Source organism: Brevibacillus sp. AG, assembly GCF_028369215.1.
Taxonomy (GTDB): Bacteria; Bacillota; Bacilli; order Brevibacillales; family Brevibacillaceae; genus Brevibacillus; species Brevibacillus porteri.
In genome coordinates this window covers 285782-307880 of record NZ_JAQMYO010000002.1, presented here as the reverse complement: position 1 = coordinate 307880, position 22099 = coordinate 285782, and the positions used below count along the sequence as shown (strand labels likewise).

General features: G+C 48.1%; 18 protein-coding genes. 1 reads left to right on the top strand and 17 read right to left on the bottom strand.

Annotation, left to right across the window (positions count from 1 at the left end; translation table 11 throughout):
- Positions 1 to 7: 7 nt before the first annotated feature.
- The 11 genes from spoVE to POF51_RS06400 all read right to left on the bottom strand — a co-directional run bounded on the left by spoVE (position 8) and on the right by POF51_RS06400 (position 14043).
- Entirely contained in the window at positions 8 to 1102 is a 1095-nt protein-coding gene (gene spoVE, locus POF51_RS06450) for a stage V sporulation protein E (RefSeq protein WP_017249560.1), read from the bottom strand.
- Positions 1103 to 1167: 65 nt separating this feature from the next.
- Positions 1168 to 2532, bottom strand: a complete 1365-nt coding sequence (gene murD / locus POF51_RS06445; protein ID WP_069849620.1) for a UDP-N-acetylmuramoyl-L-alanine--D-glutamate ligase — start codon at positions 2530 to 2532, stop codon at positions 1168 to 1170.
- Entirely contained in the window at positions 2529 to 3500 is a 972-nt protein-coding gene (mraY, locus tag POF51_RS06440; RefSeq protein ID WP_015892099.1) for a phospho-N-acetylmuramoyl-pentapeptide-transferase, read from the bottom strand. Before mraY ends, murD begins: the two co-directional genes overlap by 4 nt.
- 42 nt (positions 3501 to 3542) lie before the next feature.
- A complete protein-coding gene (locus POF51_RS06435; RefSeq protein ID WP_271754507.1) occupies positions 3543 to 5021 on the bottom strand; it encodes a UDP-N-acetylmuramoyl-L-alanyl-D-glutamate--2,6-diaminopimelate ligase in 1479 nt (492 codons plus the stop codon).
- A gap of 152 nt (positions 5022 to 5173) precedes the next feature.
- Complete coding sequence (locus tag POF51_RS06430) at positions 5174 to 7102, bottom strand: stage V sporulation protein D (RefSeq protein WP_069849624.1); 1929 nt, start codon at positions 7100 to 7102, stop codon at positions 5174 to 5176.
- A 64-nt stretch (positions 7103 to 7166) separates the two neighbouring features.
- On the bottom strand, positions 7167 to 9638 hold the full coding sequence (locus tag POF51_RS06425; RefSeq protein ID WP_271754504.1) for a penicillin-binding protein: 2472 nt from the start codon (positions 9636 to 9638) through the stop codon (positions 7167 to 7169).
- A 140-nt stretch (positions 9639 to 9778) separates the two neighbouring features.
- Positions 9779 to 10192 carry a cell division protein FtsL gene (gene ftsL2 / locus POF51_RS06420; protein ID WP_069849626.1) on the bottom strand — a complete coding sequence of 138 codons (414 nt, stop codon included), beginning with the start codon at positions 10190 to 10192 and terminating at the stop codon, positions 9779 to 9781.
- A 33-nt stretch (positions 10193 to 10225) separates the two neighbouring features.
- Entirely contained in the window at positions 10226 to 11170 is a 945-nt protein-coding gene (rsmH, locus tag POF51_RS06415; protein ID WP_017249566.1) for a 16S rRNA (cytosine(1402)-N(4))-methyltransferase RsmH, read from the bottom strand.
- Between the two features lie 17 nt (positions 11171 to 11187).
- Positions 11188 to 11619: a division/cell wall cluster transcriptional repressor MraZ gene (gene mraZ, locus POF51_RS06410; RefSeq protein ID WP_017249567.1), complete on the bottom strand. Its 432-nt coding sequence runs from the start codon at positions 11617 to 11619 to the stop codon at positions 11188 to 11190.
- 151 nt (positions 11620 to 11770) lie between these two features.
- Entirely contained in the window at positions 11771 to 13030 is a 1260-nt protein-coding gene (locus tag POF51_RS06405; protein ID WP_069849628.1) for an adenosylhomocysteinase, read from the bottom strand.
- An 83-nt stretch (positions 13031 to 13113) separates the two neighbouring features.
- Entirely contained in the window at positions 13114 to 14043 is a 930-nt protein-coding gene (locus POF51_RS06400; protein WP_069849630.1) for a LysR family transcriptional regulator, read from the bottom strand.
- A 111-nt stretch (positions 14044 to 14154) separates the two neighbouring features.
- Between POF51_RS06400 and POF51_RS06395 the strand changes: the two genes are divergently transcribed.
- Entirely contained in the window at positions 14155 to 15417 is a 1263-nt protein-coding gene (locus tag POF51_RS06395) for an APC family permease (protein ID WP_271754498.1), read from the top strand.
- Positions 15418 to 15456: 39 nt separating this feature from the next.
- Here the strand turns inward: POF51_RS06395 and POF51_RS06390 are convergent, their stop codons facing one another.
- From POF51_RS06390 to POF51_RS06365, 6 genes are all read right to left on the bottom strand, one after another.
- A complete protein-coding gene (locus tag POF51_RS06390) occupies positions 15457 to 16509 on the bottom strand; it encodes an S-layer homology domain-containing protein (protein WP_017249571.1) in 1053 nt (350 codons plus the stop codon).
- Between the two features lie 160 nt (positions 16510 to 16669).
- Positions 16670 to 18292, bottom strand: coding sequence for a bacillithiol biosynthesis cysteine-adding enzyme BshC (gene bshC / locus POF51_RS06385; protein ID WP_271754495.1), 1623 nt, complete (start codon positions 18290 to 18292; stop codon positions 16670 to 16672).
- A 123-nt stretch (positions 18293 to 18415) separates the two neighbouring features.
- Positions 18416 to 18973 carry a helix-turn-helix domain-containing protein gene (locus tag POF51_RS06380; protein WP_007717657.1) on the bottom strand — a complete coding sequence of 186 codons (558 nt, stop codon included), beginning with the start codon at positions 18971 to 18973 and terminating at the stop codon, positions 18416 to 18418.
- Between the two features lie 52 nt (positions 18974 to 19025).
- Positions 19026 to 19424, bottom strand: a complete 399-nt coding sequence (locus POF51_RS06375) for a DUF3397 domain-containing protein (protein ID WP_017249573.1) — start codon at positions 19422 to 19424, stop codon at positions 19026 to 19028.
- On the bottom strand, positions 19421 to 20386 hold the full coding sequence (locus POF51_RS06370) for a ketopantoate reductase family protein (RefSeq protein WP_271754490.1): 966 nt from the start codon (positions 20384 to 20386) through the stop codon (positions 19421 to 19423). The genes POF51_RS06375 and POF51_RS06370 overlap by 4 nt, the downstream gene beginning before the upstream one ends.
- Positions 20387 to 20558: 172 nt before the next feature.
- Positions 20559 to 22097: an acyl-CoA carboxylase subunit beta gene (locus POF51_RS06365; protein ID WP_271754487.1), complete on the bottom strand. Its 1539-nt coding sequence runs from the start codon at positions 22095 to 22097 to the stop codon at positions 20559 to 20561.
- Between the last annotated feature and the right edge of the window lie 2 nt (positions 22098 to 22099).

Here is a 22099-nt window from a genome sequence, read left to right as displayed (position 1 = left end):
GTTTCTATTATCGAGAAAAACGAGAGATGTTCAATAAGACACCTACACCAGTGAGCATCAGTGTCAATGATGAACCACCGTAGCTTAAGAACGGCAACGTGATCCCTGTCACCGGAAACATCCCTGTCACAACACCAATATTGATGACCACCTGGATGGCAATCATGCCAATGATCCCTAGTGCAAGCAAGCTTCCGAACAAATCTGGAGCCGTAATCGCCGTTCGCATTCCCCTCCACAACAAGAGGAGGAAAAGCAGGAGAATGAGCGTGCCTCCGATAAAGCCAAGCTCCTCCGCGACAATCGAGAAAATAAAATCATTGTAAGGCTCAGGTAAGTACAAATGCTTCTGTCTGCTTTGCCCTAGACCAAGACCCAACAAACCGCCGGGACCGATCGCGTAAAGGGATTGGATGATTTGATAGCCGGTATTGAGCGGGTCAGACCACGGATCGAGGAAGGACGTAATCCTTTTGATTCGGTAAGGGGCTGACAAAACTAAGCCGATGAAGCCAACAACTCCGATCATTCCCAGTCCGACAAAATGACTGATCCGCGCACCTGAAGCAAAAATCATGACAACTGCTGTTCCCATCAAAACCGTCCCTGTGCCCAAATCCGGTTGCAGCATGATCAAGCCAAAACACAGAACCGGGATTCCCAAGGCAGGCATAAGACCTTTTCGGAACAACACAATTTGCTTCTGATTATCGGAGAGCCATCTAGCCAGGAACGCAACGACGCCCAGCTTCGCAAATTCACCTGGTTGAATTCCAAAGGCTCCAAAACCAAGCCAGCTTTTCGAACCATTTACTTCAATCCCGATGATCAGAACCAAAATCAGCAAACCGATGCTCACCAAATACCCTGGCTTGGCCCATTGCTTCCACACCCAGTAGTCGATATTCATCGTAATGTACATGGATGTAATCCCTAACAGAGCGAAGATCAGTTGCCGCTTGGCGAAAAAATACGGATCAGAAAACGGCGGCTTTTGCGCCACGATCGCGCTGGCGCTGTACACCATCACGATGCCAATTCCCAATAAAAAAAGTGTTGCAAAAATAATTACGAAGTCGGGGGCAGAGCGTACCTTGCTCATTGTGCCAGGTCATCCTTTCTCATGCCGTCCCGCTTTTGTCATATTCTTGATGGTACAGTGGGACGTTATGCTAGGCTTGTTTTAAGTCTATGCACGCCGTCCTTAAACATGCTCCCCCTTGTCTCAAACGAAGGAAACATGTCCCAACTCGCACAAGCAGGGCTCAGTAAAACCACATCACCTGATTCGGCCAACTGGGAAGCAGCAAGAACGGCTTTTTCCACAGTATCGACATGGATACGCTCATTAATCCCTGCTTCCTGAGCACGTTCCAATAAAATCGGAGCCGTTTGCCCGAGAGCGATAACTGCTTTTACCCGACCTTGGATCACAGGCAGCAGTTCCCGAAAATCAACACCACGATCCAGCCCGCCGCAAATCCATACGACCGGCTCCTTACATGCTTGCAAGGCACGCGATGCCGCTTCCGGGTTGGTTGCTTTTGAATCATTGAAGTATTTGACACCGCGAATCGAATCCACGAACTCCATCCGGTGCTCTACCCCTGGGAAGGTAGTAAGAACTTGTATAATCGATTGCTTGTCCGCGCCTGCGAGCTTCGCAACAAGAATTGCTGCCAGAGCGTTGTCCAGATGAGGAACGGTAATGTCCGCTATCGAAACGATTGGCTCTGTATTCCCATTCCCATCCGCAAACAGGATCAAACCATCCTTGACAAAAGCTCCCTTTGGCACCTCTTGACTCTTGCTAAAGTAGTAGATGGTTGCAGGGAGGTCTTTGCATTTTTCTACGATCTCTGGTTGGTCATATGGCAAAATAGCTGCGTCATCTGCCGTTTGGTTGGCAAACATTTTTAGTTTGGCTGCCAAATACTCTTCCATGTTGTGATGGTAATCGAGATGTGCAGGATACAGATTGAGCAAAACACCGATATGCGGGCGGAATTCCCTCGTCCCCATCAGTTGGAAGCTACTCAATTCGGCAACGAGCCATTCGTCAGGACCAGCTTCCTCCGCCAGGCCGCACAACACGGTACCAATGTTGCCTCCTACCTTCGCATCCAGACCCGCTTCTTTGAAAATCAGTCCGACGAGCGTAGTGGTAGTGGTCTTGCCATTGGAGCCTGTAATGCCGATAATCGGTGCCTTGGCAATCTGGGAGGCCAGCTCCACCTCCGTCACAACAGGAATGCCTAGTGCCTGCGCCTGCTTGACAGGTGCTGCTTCATACGGAATCCCCGGATTTTTGACCACAAGGGATACACCTTCATGAATCAGATCATCTGGGTGATAGCCGCAAATGACCGGAATCCCCAACGATTCCAGCTCTTCTATCCCCACCGCTTCTTCACGTGGCTTTTTATCATTTACGACGACATGAGCACCAAAGCGGTGTAGCAGTTTTGCCACTGCCACACCGCTCTTTGCCATACCAATAACGACGACATGCTTATCTTGAAAACGCATCATCTGATTGTCACCACCTCAAGGTATACACCCAATCCAGCAAAGAACATACCGACGAGCCAGAACGTGACAACCACGCGCCACTCTGACCAGCCTGTTAATTCAAAATGATGATGCAGGGGACTCATACGGAAAATACGCTTTCCACGTGTCTTAAAGGAGACTACCTGCATAATAACAGAGAGCGTCTCGACAACAAATACCCCACCGATAATAGCCAAGAGCAATTCCGTCTTGGTCATGATTGCAATTCCCGCAAGTGCTCCACCCAGTCCGAGTGAACCGGTATCACCCATGAACACACGTGCCGGATGTGCATTGAAAACGAGGAAGCCAAGTACCGCACCTACAACAGCCGCACTAAAAATAGCGGTGTCATAATCTTGACCAAACCATGCGATGATCGCATAAGCACCAAAAGCAATTGCTCCCGTCCCTGCCAATAGTCCATCCAATCCATCTGTGATGTTAACGGCATTCGTTGTACCTACCAACAGGAACAACAGGAATGGGAAGTAAAAATAGCCAAGCTCGAGCTTCCACGGTGTACCTGGCAGATGGATTGACGTGTCATGCCCCATCATGAGCAGCAAAATATAAGCGCCGATTGCCAAGACAATCTGACCAGCAAACTTCTGTTTGGCGGTCAACCCGAGGTTGCGTTTTTTCTTGATTTTGATGAAATCATCCAGAAACCCGATTAAACCGTATCCGAGAGTCACCAATAACAGGAAGTAAATTTCCATTTTCGCATTGGCAAACTTCAACACGGTAAATATGAGTGCCAAAAGAATGATGGTGCCTCCCATCGTGGGAGTTCCAGCCTTCTTAAAATGGGATTGCGGTCCTTCCTCACGAATTGCCTGCCCAAATTTCAGGCGGCGAAGGAAGGGAATAAACAATGGGCCAATGAGTACAGCGATGAGAAACGCAGCGACGATCGTGACGATTAGGACGTTGTCAACGAACATGCCCGAGCCCCCTTTCTTTCGATGCAGTGTGTGGCATCTGTTCTATTCTTGGTTGTACCGGGCAATCGCTTCGCGCGCAACTTCACGGTCATCGAAGGGCAACACCTGGTCTTTAATAATTTGATACGTTTCGTGTCCTTTTCCGGCGATCAAGATCACATCGTCCGGCTTTGCAAGCGAAACGGCATGCGCAATTGCTTCGCGTCGGTCTGTCAGCGCCGTATAACGATCAGCTGCCACTTCCGACAAGCCAGCCAGCATGTCATCGAGAATCGCTTGCGGCTCCTCTGAACGCGGATTATCTGATGTTAAGACGGTCAGATCAGCATATTTCGTTGCAATTTGCGCCATGATTGGGCGTTTGGTTCGATCTCTGTCGCCTCCGCAACCAACAATGCAAAATACGTTGCCACGGGCAAATTCCTTGACGGTCATTAATGCATTTTCCAAGCTGTCTGGCGTGTGGGAGTAGTCGACGAGCACCGCAAACGGCTGACCAGCATCTACTGCTTCAAATCGCCCATTTACGCCCGCTACCTCTTCCAGGCTCGCTTTGATTTCCTCTAGTGGAATCCCTTCTGCGAGTGTAACCGCGATGGCTGCCAAAGCGTTATACACATTGAACTTTCCCATCAGCTTCAAGTTCAGACGCGCACTACCAGCGAAGCTTTCGACTGTAAAAGAAGTTCCTTTACTGGTGATTTCGATTTGTTTTGCCCTTACATCTGCTGGTTGATCAATGCCGTATGTAATGACTCGCGCCGGTGTAACGGCAGCATATAATTCGGACGCCTCGTCATCCGCATTCAGTACAGCCGTTTTTAGACGGTCTGTGTCATAGCTGTTGCCCAGCTGGGAAAACAACAATGATTTGGCGTAGCGATAGTTTTCCATCGTTTTATGATAGTCGAGGTGATCCTGCGTCAGGTTGGTGAAAACCGCTGTATGAATTTCACAACCGCGGACTCTTCCCAGCTCCAGTGCATGAGAGGAAACCTCAATAATCGCATAGTCTGTGTTTACATCGCACATACGGCGAAAGCTTCTTTGTAAATCTATGGCATCCGGAGTCGTATTCTTGACTTCTTCCGTTACGTCTCCAATTCTCATATGGATCGTTCCGATTAAGCCTGTTTGCTTGCTTTGATCGCATAATATTTTGTCGATCAGATGTGTAGTGGTCGTCTTGCCATTTGTCCCCGTTACGCCAATGACTTTTACTTCTTTCGTAGGAGATCCGAAAATACGATCAGCCAGCATAGCCATTGCCCGCCGGGTATCCGGTACTTTGACAATAGTCGCTGGCACGTCCAGATCTTGTTCGGATAACACGGCAACGGCACCATCCTTCACCGCCTGGGCCGCGAACGTATGTCCATCCACGGTATATCCAGTCAGACAGACAAACAAGTAGCCGGGCTTTACCTGGCGCGAGTCTGCTGTCAAACCCGTAATCTCCATGCTGTCATACCCCGAAACCGTTACTGGCAACAAAGGCATGAGCAGATCCCGTAGAAACATGAAACAGGCACCCCATTCTCCAACTAGTATAGACAGAAATTTGAACATTTGTACTTGGCTACGCCGTTCATTTAGGCGCAGTCTTGACGAACAAAGGCAGAGCGAACGTAGACAAGCCTACTCCCCTCCGCCTTCGAAATCTCATTTTATAGCTAATTGGTCGATTTGTCACCAAGGTATATGCGAATTTTTCCGCCCTCATCAATTTTTACTCCAGGTGCAGGGGACTGCTGGATGACGTACTGTCCTTTACCTGAAACGACTAGCGGCAGAGTATCATACGTTGTCACTACGTCTCTCATGGACTGTCCGACCATGTTTGGCACTTCAATTGGCGCCCTTTCTCCAAGTGCTTTGTTAATTTCCTTGGGGATGCCATCTTTTCGTTTGGGTACATTCAAATGTTGAAGGGAGGATTCCATGATACTTTTTACACTCGGGGCGGCAATCAATCCACCAAACGCCAGTGCTTTCGGATTGTCCACGGCGAAATATACGACAATCTGTGGATCATCCGCCGGCGCAAAGCCGATAAACGACACGATGTATTCCCCATCTACGTAACGGCCATTTTTTACTTTTTGCGCGGTTCCCGTCTTTCCTCCTACCCGATATCCTTCAATATATGCCTTATTACCCGTTCCTTGAGCGACCACACTTTCCAACGCATGCCGAACTTTGGCTGAGGTCTCCGCAGTAATCACCTGTCGAACTTCCGTCGGCAAGGTCCTTGCTACGACATCGTGTGTCACACTATCCCGCCATTCTTTGGCAACAAACGGCTTCATAAGTTTGCCACCATTGATAGCAGCTGAGACTGCCGCCATTTGTTGAATCGGTGTTACCGATACCCCTTGACCGAAAGAAGTCGTACCCAGCTCTACCGGTCCCACTTTATTCAAGTTGAATAACAGCCCGTTTTCTTCGCCGATCAAATCGATCCCTGTCTTTTGTCCGAAGCCAAATTTTTTGATGTAGTCAAAAAGTCGTTCTTTTTGCAGCCGCTGGCCCATCGTAACAAAGCCAGGGTTACAAGAATTCTCTACCACTTCCAGCATCGTTTCCTGTCCATGCCCCTGCCGCTTCCAGCATCGCAATCGCTTACCTGCCACATTAATGAAACCCGGATCGTAAAATCCCTCGTTCAAATTGATGACACCTTCATTCAAAGCCGCTGCAAGGGTCACGATCTTGAAAGTGGAACCAGGCTCGTATGTTTTCCAGATAGGGAGATTTCTATTGTACACCTCTGAAGGATAGTCCCTGTACGCATCCGGTTGAAAAGTCGGGCGACTTCCCATCCCCAATATTTCTCCTGTCTTTGGATTCATGGCGATCGCCAGCACATCATCAGGCTGATAAGCGACCACCGCCTGATCCAGCTCGCGTTCGATAAACGATTGGATGGTATTGTCGAGTGTTAAATACATGTCCATGCCATTTACGGGTGCTACGTAGTCTTCTGTTCCACCTGGCAGTACACGCCCTTTGGCATCAGACGGAAATGAAATATGCCCCTCGGTCCCCATCAAGAAGGGATCGTAAATTTTTTCAAGCCCTGTCAACCCTTGATTGTCAATGCCTGTGAAACCAAGAATATGGGCTGCCATATTTCCGTTCGGGTAAAAACGCTTCGTATCTCCTGCCAAGTATATACCTGGCAAATTCAATTCTTGTATTTTTCTCGCCTTTTCAATAGACAGTTTTCTTCCACCTGGAATCTGGTTGTTACTCATTTCTTTTTTCGTAATGGCACGAAATACATCTTCTTCTTTTTGCTCCAAAATGACGGCGAGCTGTCTCGCTGTTTCTTTAGGGTCTTTGATTTGCGCCCCTACCGATACCAGTGTAGGGACGGTCATATTCGTCACGAGCTCATTGCCGCTTCTGTCTAGAATGCGACCGCGATTGGGTTGAAATTTAATTTCCCGCTTGAGCAGTTCATCTGACATTTGCGAGAGTTTCGGTCCTTCTATCAATTGAACATACCCCAAACGGGTGACAAGTGCCGAATACAAAACGACTCCTACAATCAAGATGATAAAAATGCGTCGGCGTACAGTAGCATTGGATACCCGCAAAGCGAGTCCCCCCTCAAATAGGTTGTCTCTTCTTAACCTTATTCGCAGGGGGGACTAGTTAGAACTATGGAGTTGTCGGTGTTTGCGTCGTTTGGTCTCCTGGTTTGTCAGGAGGAGGTGCCTGTCCAGATGCTGGCGGCTGTGCTTCACCACCTTGCCCAGTTTGCTGACCGGAAGATGGCGGAGCCGGATTATTTCCACCTGTTGGATTTGTAGTAGGATTCGACCCTTGATTGTTTGGAGTCGTTGTAGCAGGCACTGTGCCGCCCTCCTGACCTGGAGGTGGTGTAGTCGGTGCAGGTGGTTCGGACACGGATTGCAGCGTCACCTGAAGCAGCTCTGTACCCTGGAGCACCGTTCCCGGAGGAATACTTTGTTGGGTGACGAATCCAGTTCCAGTCGATTTCATTTCGAGATTGATCAAAGAGCTGAACTCCATGACGTCACGCAATGATTTTCCTTTGAAATCAGGCATCTTTGTTCCTTTGACCCTATCTGTTACGAGGATGATCTGTTCACCCGGAACGACCTGTTCATAGGCTTCCGGATACTGTTTGACGATTTTCGTACCTGTCCCGGCTACCGTGACAGTCAAACTGTCCTGCTTTGCCCGCAATTGCGCGGCTGTCGTGGACATCCCTTCAAACTTAGGCAATGTCTTCAATGTCGCAGGTGAAGATGCAAGTGCTGCCTGCGCTTCTTTTTTCGTCGTCGGCTTTTCAGTCTGTTTATCCTTGACTACCGACAGATCAGGCTGCTGCTGCAAATATTGCAGGCTGCGTTCCATAATGGATGTAAACATTGGAGCGAGCATCATTTTACCCCACAATGCATACCAAGCATCTGTTTGCGGATCATCAATAACGACATAGACCAACAGCTTTGGATTGTCTTTTGGCGCAAAACCGATGAATGATACTACATAACGTCCATCCATAATTTTTCCTGTGTTGGGATCATATTTTTGTGCAGTTCCCGTTTTTCCCGCCACTTGGTACCCTTCGATCTGATATTGCAAACCGGTCCCGGGCTTCTCTGAGACAACCTTACCCAAAATGTCTCGTGTCTGTTTCGCAGTCGCTTCACTTACAACCCTCTCCACAGCTTCACGTTGCGTCCGACTGACGACTGCTCCCGTGTGAGGATCGCGCATTTCTTTTACAATATGAGGTTTTAGAAGCTCTCCTCCATTCGCGATCGCCCCTACAGCGGCAACCTGCTGGATCGCCGTAACCGTCGCTGCTTGTCCATACGTTGTTGCAGCCCAGTCACGTGGTGACCGAGGTTTTTCCAGGTTGATCAGACTTCCTTTTTTCTCGTAGGGAAGCTCAATTCCGGTTACTTCACCCATCCCGAATTTTTTGAAGTATTTCTTCAAACCCTCCAGCTTCAACCGTTCATACCCCAACTTCGCAAACAATACGTTACTGGATCGCTGAACCCCTTCCAAAAAGGTGATAGTTCCCCAACCGGCACCATTGTTGTGGTCACGGATCGGAATCTGCCCCTTGATGGTATAAGCACCTGATTGATAGGTTTCATTCTGATTAAACATTTTTTCTTCAATCGCTGCCGCAAGAGTAATAATCTTAAACGTAGAGCCCGGCTCAAACATTGTGGTGACAGCATGGTTATTGTAATTCTCAATCCCGTTGTAGTACGTATTCGGATTGAACTGTGAGCGGTTGCCCATGGCCAGAACCTCACCGCTTTGTGGGTCGGCTACAATCACCGTCATGCCCTGTGGCTTGTACTGCTGCTCCACCTTGTCAAGCGCTTGTTCTACATAATTCTGGATTTGCCGGTCAATTGTCAGGTAAACATCTAAACCATCCTTTGCCGGAATGTACTCCCCTTCTCCGTCTGGCAGCTGGTAGCCTGCGCGATCCTTTTGGTAGGCAATATTTCCCTTTTTTCCAGCCAATTCTTCGTTCAATTTCAGCTCAATCCCCATTTTCGGTTCATCATACAAATCAAGATAACCGATCACATGGGAAGCGAAGGCGTTATTCGGATAAACCCGGCGAGTCGTTTCAGTCAAATAGATTCCTGGGAGCTGATTCTTTTTGAGCTTCTCACCGCTTGGCAGTGTCGGATATTGCAAATTCAGAATGCGGTTTCTCTGCTCTTCACTGATCTTTAGCCCGTAGCGTCCCAATTCCACTACTTTACTTGATTTGGTCAAATTCTTCACCAATTCTGGAACAGGCGCATTCAAAATAGGAGCCAGCATATTCGCTGTGTAGTAAGGGTCTTTCACCACATCTTCGTCTCTCGCATCAAGTGGCTTCAGCCTTGCATTTACTGTATAGGCCTTCCCATCATACGCCAAAATCTCTCCGTTTCGATCATAGATCGCTCCACGCTTTGGCTTCAAGACATGCGCCCTATCCCACTGTTTCTGTGCAGTCTGCATGATTGTGGCGGAGTTTGCTGTTTGGATCCAATAAATTCGAAAGCTCAACGTCGAAAAGGTCAAGATCAGGCATAAGGCTACCACGAGAATCCGCCAATTTACTTTTCGTTTCCATTCCATCTCCATTCAACTCCGTCGCATCAAAGATCGCCCGCCTCCCAACAAAGGCAGATGGGGGAGACGAACGCAACCTAGCCGAGTCAGGAGCAGACTCGGGCCCAGCTAAGAAAAAATGTTACCGCACGTGAGAGCAGTAACATTTAAGGTTTTTTGGGTTGTGTTTGCGGCAGAGAACTCGCCTGTACTTCTGGTTTCCCAATCGTATGTACAGCTGCTGGATTGTATACCATCCCCTGCTTCTCTGCTTCTTTTTGCAGGCGATCCCGGTTGGTCATTTGCTCAATTTGCAATTTCACTGTTGCATTTTTTTCTGTCGTCACACGGTTTTCATGTTTGGTGCTTTGAATTTCGTAATTCAACTGGGAAATTTGCGAGTAGCGGACACCCACTAGACCCAAACCGACGACGGTTAACGAGATAAATAAGAGATACAGCAATTTTTCTCCGGTCGGAATCGTTGGCTTGATTCGAACCGTGCGCTTTGTTGTTTTCGTTACAGAGCGGGATTGTTGTTCCAACTCCATAGCTAGATTTCCTCGGTAGTAATAACTCATCGCTTCTCCCTCCCCTTTCTCGTCGATCCCGGTCTATAGCTTCTCCGCTACCCGTAGTTTAGCTGATCGTGCACGTTTGTTTGCTTCCAATTCTTCTTCTGATGGCAAAATCGGCTTCTTTGTAATGACTTTTACAACCGCTTTATTTCCGCATGTGCAAATCGGAAAGGCTGGCGGGCACGTGCACCCTTTTGAAAAGTCTTGATAAATTTGCTTGCAAATTCTGTCCTCTAAGGAATGAAACGTGATGACGCTTACGCGACCTTCTGGATTCAAGACAGTAATAGCATCGACGACGGCCTCTTTGAATGCATCCAATTCATCATTGACTGCGATCCGAATTGCCTGAAAGGTACGCTTCGCCGGATGGGGTCCGGTACGGCGCGCAGCGGCAGGAATTCCTTCCTTAATCAACTCAACGAGTTCACCTGTTGTTTGGATCGGCTGCTTCTTCCTTTGTTGAACGATTTGCCGGGCAATTCTCCGGGAAAATTTCTCTTCTCCGTACAGCCAAATGATCTTAGCAATCTCTTCTTCATCCCACTCATTGATAATGTCATAGGCGGACAGTGGCGCTTGTTGGTCCATTCTCATATCCAAGGGTGCATCGGCATTGTAACTGAAGCCGCGCTCTCCCTCGTCCAATTGCGGAGAGGATACCCCGAGGTCAAACAACACCCCGTCTACGCCATCCAAACCTAAATCTCTCACAATGTCTTTGATATGGCGAAAGTTGCTCTTTACCAGCGTGACTCTGTCCATATAGGAAGCGAGTCTTTCGCGGGCATTATCCAGTGCCCAGTCGTCCTGATCGATGGCGATAAGGCGACCGCCCTCCGTCAGCTTGGAAGCAATCAAGCTGCTATGCCCAGCTCCACCAAGTGTACAGTCTACATAAATGCCTCCAGGACGAATGTTTAGCCCTGCGACAGCCTCATCCATCAAAACGGTTACGTGATGAAACGACAATGTCGTCACTCCTGTTCTTCTCGCTGCTACAAATTAAAATCAACCAGTTTTTCGGCAATTTCTCCAAAAGAGCCTTCTGACTGAGCAAAATAATCTTCCCAGCGTTCCTTGCTCCATACCTCTACACGGTTTGACACCCCAATGATCACACATTCTTTTTGCATGCCTGCATGCTCACGTAAATTGGGTGGTATGTTTACCCTTCCCTGCTTGTCCCACTCGCATTCGGTGGCACCTGAAAAGAAAAATCGTGTAAATGCGCGAGCATCTGCTTTTGTAAATGGGAGAGACTTGAGTCTTTCCTCTAGTTGTTTCCACTCATCTTGCGGATAAGCAAACAAACATTGGTCCAGCCCGCGGGTAATAACAAAGGAAGCGCCTAGCCCTTCACGGAATTTGGCTGGGATCGTCAGGCGGCCTTTTTCGTCGATGCTGTGCTGATATTCCCCCATGAACACGCCCTGGTCCCCCACTTTCCTGTCGGTTGGCTCCACTTTCCCCCACTTTTCCCCACCTGGTACCTATTTGTTATTATAAAAAAAAATCCTGCGTTTGTATGCAGGATTTTTTCGCATATTTTTTTGCCGGGAAAAGACGGGATTCGAGTGACTATTCGACCCAGCTTTCCAGGTAGGATTTTTGCTCATTTGTCAATTTGTCGATTCCGATGTTCAGAGCTTCCAACTTGTACTGTGCCACCATTTGATCCAATTCGAATGGTACGTTCAGCACTTTTTTGCCAATGTTTTGGTACTGTTCATTGACATAAGCCAAGGATACTGCTTGCAGTGCAAAGGTCATATCCATGATTTCAGCCGGATGTCCGTCGCCAGCAGCCAAGTTCACGAGGCGGCCTTCTGCGAGCAGATACACTTTTCGACCATCAGCCAAGACAAATTCTTCAATATCTTTACGCACAATACGGGAAGAAGTCGACATTGCATTCAGATCGACCTTGTTTACTTCGACATCGAAGTGACCCGCGTTGGACAAGATTGCGCCATCTTTCATCACAGCAAAATGCTCTTTGCTGATGATATCGCGGTTACCTGTCACTGTTACGAAGTAGTCACCATGCTTCGCAGCTTCAAGCATTGGCATTACTTCAAATCCATCCATGTAAGCTTCTACCGCTTTGATTGGGTCGATTTCGGTTACGATTACTTTTGCGCCCAAACCTTTTGCGCGCATCGCTACACCTTTACCGCACCAGCCATAGCCTGCTACAACAACAGTTTTACCCGCAACTACAAGGTTCGTTGTACGGTTGATCCCATCCCATACGGATTGACCAGTACCATAGCGGTTGTCGAACAAGTATTTGCAGAATGCATCGTTTACGGCAACCATTGGGAATTCGAGCTTGCCTTCTTTTTCTAGCGCTTTCAGACGCAGAATACCTGTTGTGGTTTCTTCTGCACCACCACGTACTTGAGACAGCAGATCACGGCGCTCGCTGTGCAAAATGGTGATCAGGTCGCCACCGTCATCAATGATCAAGTCAGGACGAGTTTCCAGTGTTTTGATCAGGTGCTCTTTGTACTCAGCAGGATCTGGATTGTATTTCGCAAATACGCGAATGCCGTCTTCCACCAACGCTGCGCAAATGTCATCTTGCGTAGACAGCGGGTTGGAACCGGTAATGGTTACTTCAGCGCCACCAGCTTGAACTACTTTTGCCAGATAAGCTGTTTTCGCTTCCAAGTGCAAGGAGATCGCAACTTTCAGTCCTGCAAACGGCTTCTCTTTTTCAAAGCGCTCGCGAATGCGGTTCAGGACAGGCATGTGTTCTTTTACCCAATCAATCTTCAGATGGCCGTTGTGCGCCAACGCCATATCTTTTACGATGCTTTCAGATACTGTGTTCATGTACGGATGGACCTCCTTTTATCTCATAAAGCAACCTTGTCTATCATATCATACGCAAGTTCAACCATCATCAGTTTTTCCAATTACCTTCCTATTATCGGCACTTTACACTCTGCAGTTTCTACCGTAAGTAACTCCAAAAAGCGTAACAAAGCCTGTGGCATCCATTTCTTTTTATGGTAGACCAACTGTCGGAAAACACGGATATCCGGATGGGAAAACGAGAGTATTACAAGTGTACCATTTTTTACTTCTTCTTGTACGACAATTTTCGGAAGTAACGCAATTCCTAAATCATATGCGACACATTGTTTTATCGCTTCCAGACTGCCAAATTCAAAAGAAGATTCCACGGTGGCTCCTGCTTCACGCAACACCGATTCCATCATCCCTCGGTAACTGCATCCCTTTTCTGTAAAAATCCAGGTTTCCCCGCTAAAATCGTGCGTTTCTACCTGCTCTTTTTTCACAAGCGGGTGTGTAGGCGCAGCCACAACAACTAGTTTTTCCTCACCTAAAACGACATTTGTCAGCTCAGATTGATCGTGGAGCCAATCGAGCACAAAGGCGAAATCGAACTTCCCTTCCTTTACCCCTTGCCTCAAGTCTTGACAGATGCCCGGTGCAAGCATGATTCGCATACGTGGCTGCTCCAAGCGAAATTTTTGCAAATAGGGTGGTAAATAAAAGGCTGCTAGTGACTCCACCGTTCCGATACTCAACGTTCCCGCCAGATGTGCTTGCTCTGACAGATTCGCTTTTGCTTCATCTAATACAGCTTGCAGCTGTTCGCTGTAGCCGAGAAGCACTTCGCCTGCATGAGTAAGCCTGATTTTTTTGCCCCAACGCTCGAATAGACTGACACCGAACTCCGATTCCAGATTTTGAATTTGGGTCGTTACACTCGACTGCGCGTATCCTAAAATTTCTGCTGCACGAGTAAAACTTTGGCATTTTGCTACTTCACGGAATGTTTGCAAATAACGAGTATCCAGATTTCTCCCTCTTTTCATCGAAAAAATCGATTTGAATTATCTAATATTATAGATAACTCCGATGATTAAGTCTATGCTACACTTCAGTTACCAACGACAAGGTAAGTAAAAAAAGTGAGGGATCTACCTATGGGGAAATCATCGACGCAAGCCCCCAGTCTAGCCAAAACACTGCGACTTCCGCAGATCGTCGCCTTATACATCGGAGCTGTGATCGGTTCCGGCGTCCTGCTCATCCCCGGACTCGCAGCGCAGAAGGCTGGTCCTGCTTCCATTTTAGCTTGGCTCGTCATGTCTATTCTCGTCCTGCCCATGGCCATTACGATGGGGCTGTTATCTGCTCGTTATCCGAGCTCAGGTGGAGTCTCTACATTTGTACGGACAGCGTACGGAGATCGATTCGGAAACATGGTAGGCTGGTTCTTTCTCTTGTCTGTCCCGATTGGCGCACCGATTCTAAGTGTTACAGGGGCCAACTACATTGCGATCCTGCTGAACTGGAGTGAGTCGCAAGTTTATGCGGCTGCTGCTCTGCTTCTTCTCGCTGTCCTTATGATGAATGTTATAGGCTTACATGTAGCTGCACGTGTCCAAACGATTGTTGTCTCGCTGATTATTACGATTTTGATTTTAGCCATTGTCGCAAGCATTCCGCATGCATCAGTCACGCACTTTACCCCTTTTATGCCAAACGGTTGGTTGAGTGTCGTGCAAGCAGCAGGTCTGATGTTCTGGTGCTTCATTGGGTGGGAAGCCGTGACGCATCTCTCAGAGGAATTCGTCGATCCTGCGAAAAACGCGATTCGCGGTGTTTTGTGGAGCGCGGGAATCGTCGCTCTCTTGTATTTTGCCGTGGCCTTTATGACTGTGGCTACGCATAGCTACGGGGTCGGCATCTCCGCTGCCTCACTCAGTGTCATGGTTCAACTCTCCCTGGGTCCGATCGGCGGATGGATCGTAGCCGTAACCGCACTGTTCATTTGTATCGCAACAGCCAACGCTTACATTGGTGCTGCTTCACGCATCGCCTATTCGCTGGCGCAAGAAAAGATCGCTCCTCGCTGGTTTGGCACCCTCCATGCCAAGTACCGGACACCAACCGGCGGACTTCTGTTTCTCTCTCTTTGTTTTGTCCTCGTTCTCGGTGTACTCTATTTCGACGTGATCGACTTGTCCAGACTCATCGAGCTGCCTAATGCAACCTTTTTTGCGACTTACATCGGCGGGTGTCTGGCTGGTGTCCGACTCTTGCATAATAGTCGCGTAGGCCGAATCGCTTCCTGGACTTCTCTCGTCTGTACAGTGGGACTCTATCCTTTTTTGGGATGGTCCGCCCTCTATCCCCTCGTGATTGCATTCGTCCTTTTTATCTGGCAAAAACGGCATCCCTGACACGAAAAAAGGCTGGGGTCATATCCCAGCCTTCTTTTCTTATTCATCTTTTCCAATCAGTCGAAACGTTTTGCCATCGCTCGAGGAAAGGTAAAACGTGCGATCGACACTTCCACCCAAATCCCCTGCGTAATATTGAACCGTCATTCTGTATTTATTCATTCCGATTTTTGCAAAGTACATCAGCTCATTAAATTGCGGAAACCGGACATAATCATACACTTCATACTGCATAAACGAAAAATGCTCACGTAAAAACGATTCGCTGACAGGCAGATTGTTTTTCTTTACATACGCGGACAAGTCATCAAAGCGACGAATCTTTTGCTTATCCATCACGTCTCCCACAAATGACGAGACGGCTTGTGTCATTGCCTTTTTCTCGCTCTCTGCTACATTGCCAGGATACAGCTCGTCGATTTTTGTTTCCAAACGATTTAACAGGACGACTGCCTGTGCTCTGTTGATTTTGTCATCAGGACGAAAGCTTCCATCTGGAAAGCCAGCCAAAATCCCCATTTTGTAGGCAGGGTAGACCGTCATCACCTGTGTTTCATTTTCGACTGAAAGATCCGTGAAAAATTTCGCTGTCGTTCCCCGATATTTTTCCCCTTCTGATTGATGCCCGATGGCTGCCAGCAAGGTTCTTGCCGCTTCCAACCGTGTCATGCTATGCGTCGGCTTCCCGGATGGCATGATACCCGCTGAAGCCAAATGGTGATAGGTTTTTTCCGACCAGCGTCCCGCAGCAGCCTGCAAGTAGGTCTCTTTGATAAAGCTGTCAGGCTCATGACCTGTAAAGGAAGGAATAACGCGTTCAATTAGGGATAAAAACTGTTCTTGCGTCACTGTTTGTTCTGGCTTAAAGGTCCCGTCGGGAAATCCTTTAATCAATCCTTTTTTGGTAGCGATCCCTATTTCTTTTGCTGCCCAATGTCCATTTGTGTCGATAAATGCAGGTGAATTGGCCACGTATTCTTCCCGTGCGTCGGCCTTTTTCAATCCTGCGGTTGCAATACCCGTCAATAAAACCGACAAGCTAACAACTAGTAGAGTGGCTTTTTTCCCGATTTGTTGTAATGTAATCTGCATCCCGAGTACCACCTTTCCCCAAAAACAATCCATTACTACTAATACGCAGAATTTGTCGGAAAAGTTTCAGCATAATTAGAAGAAAAGTTTTCCATCAACTTAAACAACAAAAAATAGCCGGGTCCACTTCTAGGACGATCCGACTATTTTGCACTGCCTTTTACAGGTAATAAAGTTGATGAGTACCATCATGCGCGAATGGCGCATCTACTAAACGGTCAACCAAGCCAAGACCATACTTATTTGCAAATGGGAAAAACGAATGCTTTCTTTCTTGCAGAGCACCTTCGGGCAACAAAGCGGTCTCAATTCGTTGGACGCGCACATGCTCCACGTCATCTTTTTGCTGTAGCGAACGAATCAGACGCTCTTCCAAAAAGGATACTTGCTCTAATAGCAGCTTACTATTTTTCTCAGCCAGACCACGCAATCCGCCATCCAAAGAAACGACCTCTTCTACCAGCGGACGATAGATCGACATGATCAACTCCCTTGCCGATGCGAATTGCTGCTCCAACGGATGCGGTACCTGGTTTTTGGACCACTCGGTTTTCCAAGCGGTGAAATCAGTCAAGACTTGTTCAATAGAAAGCCCCAAGCTATCCAGCAGTCTCTGTTGAGTACCTTCCACAAGGGTAATAGACATACGAGGCAATACGATCGGCATCTGCATCCCGAACAGCTCGAATACCTCCCGATAAAACGCCCAATAAGCAATCTCGCCAGGACCTCCAATGAAGGCAAGCGTAGGAAACAGATGCTCCTGCATCAACCCACGAGTAACGACATTTGTGCTAAAACGCTCCGGGGAATCTGCAACCTGCTTGAGCAATTCATCGCGACTGTAAGAGCGTCTCCGATTGATAAAGCGCTCCCCGTGACGTTCTAGCAGCAATCGATCATTGCCCTCATAGACGAACAAATTAGCTTGATGCTCTTCCACTTGCAATTGAAGCGGATAGCCAGCTGTTGAAATCCGATCCGCCGCCCGTAGCATCACCTTCGTCAATTGCTCATTGTTCTCAATGATCTGTGAAAAAATGGGTTGCTGCAGTTCACGAACAAATGGCAACGAGGATTCAACCAGAACTAGACCGTGCTTGCCAAACAGTTTTGCCATCAAGCGGGCAAACCACTCTGCGACTGTACGCGAATCTGCCGCAGTCTGCGTCAGCAACTCACGAATCTTCTTGGTTTCGGCAGTCTCTGTTTGTCCCTGGAAAAACTTTTCCAGGAACTGTGTACACAGTTCAGGGTCCAAGGGTAGCGTACTTGCAGATTGGCGGCCCTTTTTGTTCAGAGGCAGCCGCTCTTTATGCAGGCGCTTTCCATCGTCCGCTCCCCAGTACACATGATCGATCTCATCGATGTCATGGTCTTCCCCAGCAATCCAAAACACCGGAATGACGTTCGCCTGAAGCTCGGCAGACAGCCTTTTCGCTGCCTGGATCAGGTGAACAGCTTTGTTGACTGTATAGAGTGGTCCACCCAGAACTCCTGCTTGCTGACCGCCGATGACCACATATGTGTCTGGCTGTTTGAGCAACTCGATATTTTTCAGTACTTCAGGGTGAGTACCCATCTCTTTATTAAAACGATATAAACCTTCCACGAGCTGGTTCCGGTGAGGATAGGATTGACTTTGAAGCCATTCCACGCGTTCTCGGTAGGACTGTTCTCGGTAGGGATTATGCGCAAAAAACTGTAATGCAGAGGCATTTTGCTGCTGGTACTCCTGTGCCAGCGGATTCGCCAATGGAAGCGCGAGACATTCAACATTCATGCTAGCTCACCTTTCTTAGGGCCATGGTCAATCAAAATTATAACATGCTCCACAGCCACAAAAAACAAGACAACCCACTTTAATGGGTTGTCAAAGTGTAATACAGGCTCGTTCGCGCTTGTATTAAAATTGTGGAGGTGTGACGGACCAAATTAACAAAGCTTCCGTTTCTCCTGTATTTTCGATTGAGTGTGTTTTGCTACTGTCAAATGAAATACTGTCTCCTGCTTCCAATACATGCTCTTCATCGTTGAAGCGCGCTGTCACACTACCAGTAATGACCGTGAAGCACTCTTCTCCCTCAGACTGTACGAATTTGTCGACAGCCATTTCTCCAGGCATCAGTCGCACTTCCAGCATCCCCAGCTTGGCACTGCCTCCCATCGAGAGCAGCGAATAAGTGCCCGTCGATTCAGGAAAGACTAGTTGTCTGCGTTTTTGCAAGCGAGTCACATGCACCTGCTTCTGATCAATATCCTCGAAAAAATGAATGATGGGTGACTCCAGAGCTTTGGTGATTTTCCACAGCGAATCAAGCGACGGCTGCGAAATTCCACGCTCTACTTGGCTCAGCAAACCTTTGCTTAACCCTGTCTTGCCTGCCATAATTTCCAAGGTAAAGCCGCGTTCTTTCCGAATCATTCGAATCTTGTGACCGATGGTCTCGATGGGAAGTCGCATAGTTCCAACCTTCTTTCTTATCGGAATAAATACGATATGTATCAACAGTGCTTTACACGACACCCATCGTTTTGATAATTCCGGTCGTAAACAGCACTATGTAGACGATTCCAAACCAGAGAAACGACAAACGCCAGGCCGAAAATCCTACCTTTTTGAGGGAGAGCCGCCCCTTCCACTTCATCTGTACCCACCCAAGTAGCACGGTTACCACTAGGTAAAAGCAGAATACCCACCACCAAGCGGACAAAGCCTCGGGCCAAATCAGTTCGTAAGCGGAAACGGCAGAACGAATCACCAAAAGATTCGTGATATTTATCGCGAAGCGGCCTGCCAATTTCTTATTCCGCGTCGTCACATACAAGATGAAATAAACGAGCGGAAATCCGAGAAACGGCACAACCGTCAGCGTACCCCACAAATAGGCCCAGACATTCGCCAAAAAGGTCATCTACTGTCGCCTCCCTCCTTCCGTATTCCCATGTCTGACTTCAGAAGGATAACGCGAAGCAAGGTTTCGTGCAGCGGAGTCGGAATCCCGGCCTTTTGTCCTACTTGGACGAGATAGCCATTGATAGACTGCACTTCCGTCGGTCTGCGCTTCTTTATATCCTGCAACATGGAGGAAAGGTTACGGGAAGTATTTCGGCAAATGGAGACAATTTCCTGCAAGTCTGCATCCTCGATTTTTTGTCCGGCATAGGCAGCCACTGCAGCTGCTTCCACAAATAAAGCACGCATGAGCTGTTGCGTATGTGAATTTTCGAGGAGAGCACCATTTGGGATTTCAAAAAGCGCGGTTAACGGATTGATCAGTGCATTTGCGATGAGCTTGCGCCAAGCGAAGGGCTGTATTGCCTTTTCATAGACAGCCTCCATGCCTGTTGATATTGCCCACTCAACAAATGTGCGAATCAGTGGATCATTGCAATCAGAAGTCTCCCAAGAACCTACGCGCAAAGTACCTGTACCGGTATGCACGACTTCTGTAGGCGACAATCTCCTTGCTCCTTCCGTATTAATCGCAAAGAAACACTGTGTCTCCGTTAAAATGGTTCGAAGCAATTCGTAATGCCCCATGCCATTTTGCAAAGCGATCACTCTTGCCTCAAGGTCTACCCCTTTTAAGGCTGGAAGCACGCTGTGCAAATCTGGCTGCTTTACTGTTAACAGATACAGATTCCCTTCAGGCAATCCTTCTTCAATGGGGCTGGCGGTGACAGGAATAGTGACTGTTTCGCCATTTAGCTTTTGAAAGCTGAGCCCGCGTTCATTTAGCTGATTCGCCTGGAGTGAACTGCGTGTAACAATCGTAACAGGTTGTCCAGCGAGTGCGAGCCTTGCTGCATACAGCAGCCCGACAGACCCTCCACCTATGACTACCACCTGACACGCCCTTGATTTTAGCAGCATTTGTTCACCCACATTAATCAATGCTTATTTTTCAAGAATAACAGAGTTTTCGGGATTGTTCAATTGATTGACACAAAAAAAGATCGAAATTATCGAAATATTCCTAGGTTGTCACACATTTTCTGTAAAAAAAATCAGGCCATCGCCTTTTGACGACAGCCTGAACCCTGAATTATACGGGATAAACCGCATGCTTTCTGTCCGAAAAAACGTGACGCTTTTCCTTGTAAACCTCGTAGCGCTGGATTAATTCTCGTCTTAGTTCGCTTGGAGGCACAACAGCATCTACAATCAAGTTGGATGCCAGTAAGTACAGATCGATGTCCTCCTGATACTCTCTGCGTTTTTCATGAATAAACGCTTGACGCTCTGCCGGGTCCTCAATCGCCTGAATTTTGTTACTGTAGACGGCATTGACCGCTGCTTCTGGACCCATTACGGCGATTTGGGCACCAGGCAGTGCGAGGCAAGCATCTGGCTCAAATGCAGAGCTGGCCATTGCATACAAGCCAGCACCATATGCTTTGCGTACAATGACGGAGATTTTCGGTACGGTAGCTTCCGCCATGGCGGAGATCATTTTGGCCCCGTGTCTGATAATGCCTGCCCGCTCTACTGCTGTCCCGATCATAAAGCCAGGAACATCCGCCAAGAACAGGAGTGGGATCGAAAACGCATCGCACAACGTGATGAATCGAGCCGCCTTGTCAGCCGAATCTACAAACAAGACTCCTCCCTTCACACGCGGCTGGTTGGCAATGATACCGACAGGCTTGCCATCCAAACGTGCCAATCCGGTAATCAGCTCTTGGGCAAATAATTTTTTGATTTCAAAGAACGAATCCTCGTCGACCAATGCTGTAATGACATCATGCATATTGAAAGCTGCATTTTGGTTCTCCGGTACGATGCTCGTGATTTCCTTCGCTGTAGACACAGGGGCCTTCGCCAGTACAGTCGGTGGCGTCAACGTATAGTTCGCCGGGAAGAAACGGAGATAGCTGCGCGCTGCTTGAATCGCTTCTTCTTCATTGGCAGCCAGTACGTCGCCGCATCCGCTGACGGAGCAATGCATCCGTGCGCCGCCCAACTCTTCCAAGCTCACTTTTTCTCCAATCACCATTTCCGCCATACGCGGAGAGCCCAAGTACATGCTCGCGTTTTTGTCGACCATGATGACAATGTCACAAAAAGCTGGGATATAAGCGCCACCAGCAGCAGAAGGTCCAAACAAAATGCACACTTGTGGAATTTTGCCGGAAAGCTTCACTTGGTTGTAAAAAATTCGCCCAGCACCCCGTCGGCCTGGGAACATCTCCAATTGGTCAGTGATACGCGCTCCTGCTGAGTCCACTAGATAGAGAAGAGGAACACGCATTTTTTCAGCGGTCTCTTGAATGCGAATAATTTTTTCGACGGTCCGCGATCCCCAAGACCCGGCTTTCACTGTCGAATCATTAGCCATCACGCAGACAGTTTGACCATTTACCTTGCCGATTGCGGTCACAACTCCATCCGCCGGCAGATCGCCTGCGATGACATTCGCGAACAGCCCATCCTCGACCATGAACTCGTCATCGAACAATAGCTTGAGACGATCTCGGACGAACAGCTTGTTTTGCTCCTTGAGCTTGTCATGATACTTGGCATCGCCCCCTTGCACTACTTGGGCGATTTTTTCGTGCAATGTGTCTTCCAAATGTTTGGTCATCA

Excerpts from the sequence above, each read along its gene's own strand:
- spoVE (WP_017249560.1), bottom strand. The coding sequence starts at position 1,102 with ATGAGCAAGGTACGCTCTGCCCCCGACTTCGTAATTATTTTTGCAACA.
- murD (WP_069849620.1), bottom strand. The coding sequence starts at position 2,532 with ATGATGCGTTTTCAAGATAAGCATGTCGTCGTTATTGGTATGGCAAAG.
- mraY (WP_015892099.1), bottom strand. The coding sequence starts at position 3,500 with ATGTTCGTTGACAACGTCCTAATCGTCACGATCGTCGCTGCGTTTCTC.
- POF51_RS06435 (WP_271754507.1), bottom strand. The coding sequence starts at position 5,021 with ATGTTTCTACGGGATCTGCTCATGCCTTTGTTGCCAGTAACGGTTTCG.
- POF51_RS06425 (WP_271754504.1), bottom strand. The coding sequence starts at position 9,638 with ATGGAATGGAAACGAAAAGTAAATTGGCGGATTCTCGTGGTAGCCTTA.
- ftsL2 (WP_069849626.1), bottom strand. The coding sequence starts at position 10,192 with ATGAGTTATTACTACCGAGGAAATCTAGCTATGGAGTTGGAACAACAA.
- POF51_RS06405 (WP_069849628.1), bottom strand. The coding sequence starts at position 13,030 with ATGAACACAGTATCTGAAAGCATCGTAAAAGATATGGCGTTGGCGCAC.
- POF51_RS06400 (WP_069849630.1), bottom strand. The coding sequence starts at position 14,043 with ATGAAAAGAGGGAGAAATCTGGATACTCGTTATTTGCAAACATTCCGT.
- POF51_RS06395 (WP_271754498.1), top strand. The coding sequence starts at position 14,155 with ATGGGGAAATCATCGACGCAAGCCCCCAGTCTAGCCAAAACACTGCGA.
- POF51_RS06390 (WP_017249571.1), bottom strand. The coding sequence starts at position 16,509 with ATGCAGATTACATTACAACAAATCGGGAAAAAAGCCACTCTACTAGTT.
- bshC (WP_271754495.1), bottom strand. The coding sequence starts at position 18,292 with ATGAATGTTGAATGTCTCGCGCTTCCATTGGCGAATCCGCTGGCACAG.
- POF51_RS06380 (WP_007717657.1), bottom strand. The coding sequence starts at position 18,973 with ATGCGACTTCCCATCGAGACCATCGGTCACAAGATTCGAATGATTCGG.
- POF51_RS06375 (WP_017249573.1), bottom strand. The coding sequence starts at position 19,424 with ATGACCTTTTTGGCGAATGTCTGGGCCTATTTGTGGGGTACGCTGACG.
- POF51_RS06370 (WP_271754490.1), bottom strand. The coding sequence starts at position 20,386 with ATGCTGCTAAAATCAAGGGCGTGTCAGGTGGTAGTCATAGGTGGAGGG.
- POF51_RS06365 (WP_271754487.1), bottom strand. The coding sequence starts at position 22,097 with ATGACCAAACATTTGGAAGACACATTGCACGAAAAAATCGCCCAAGTA.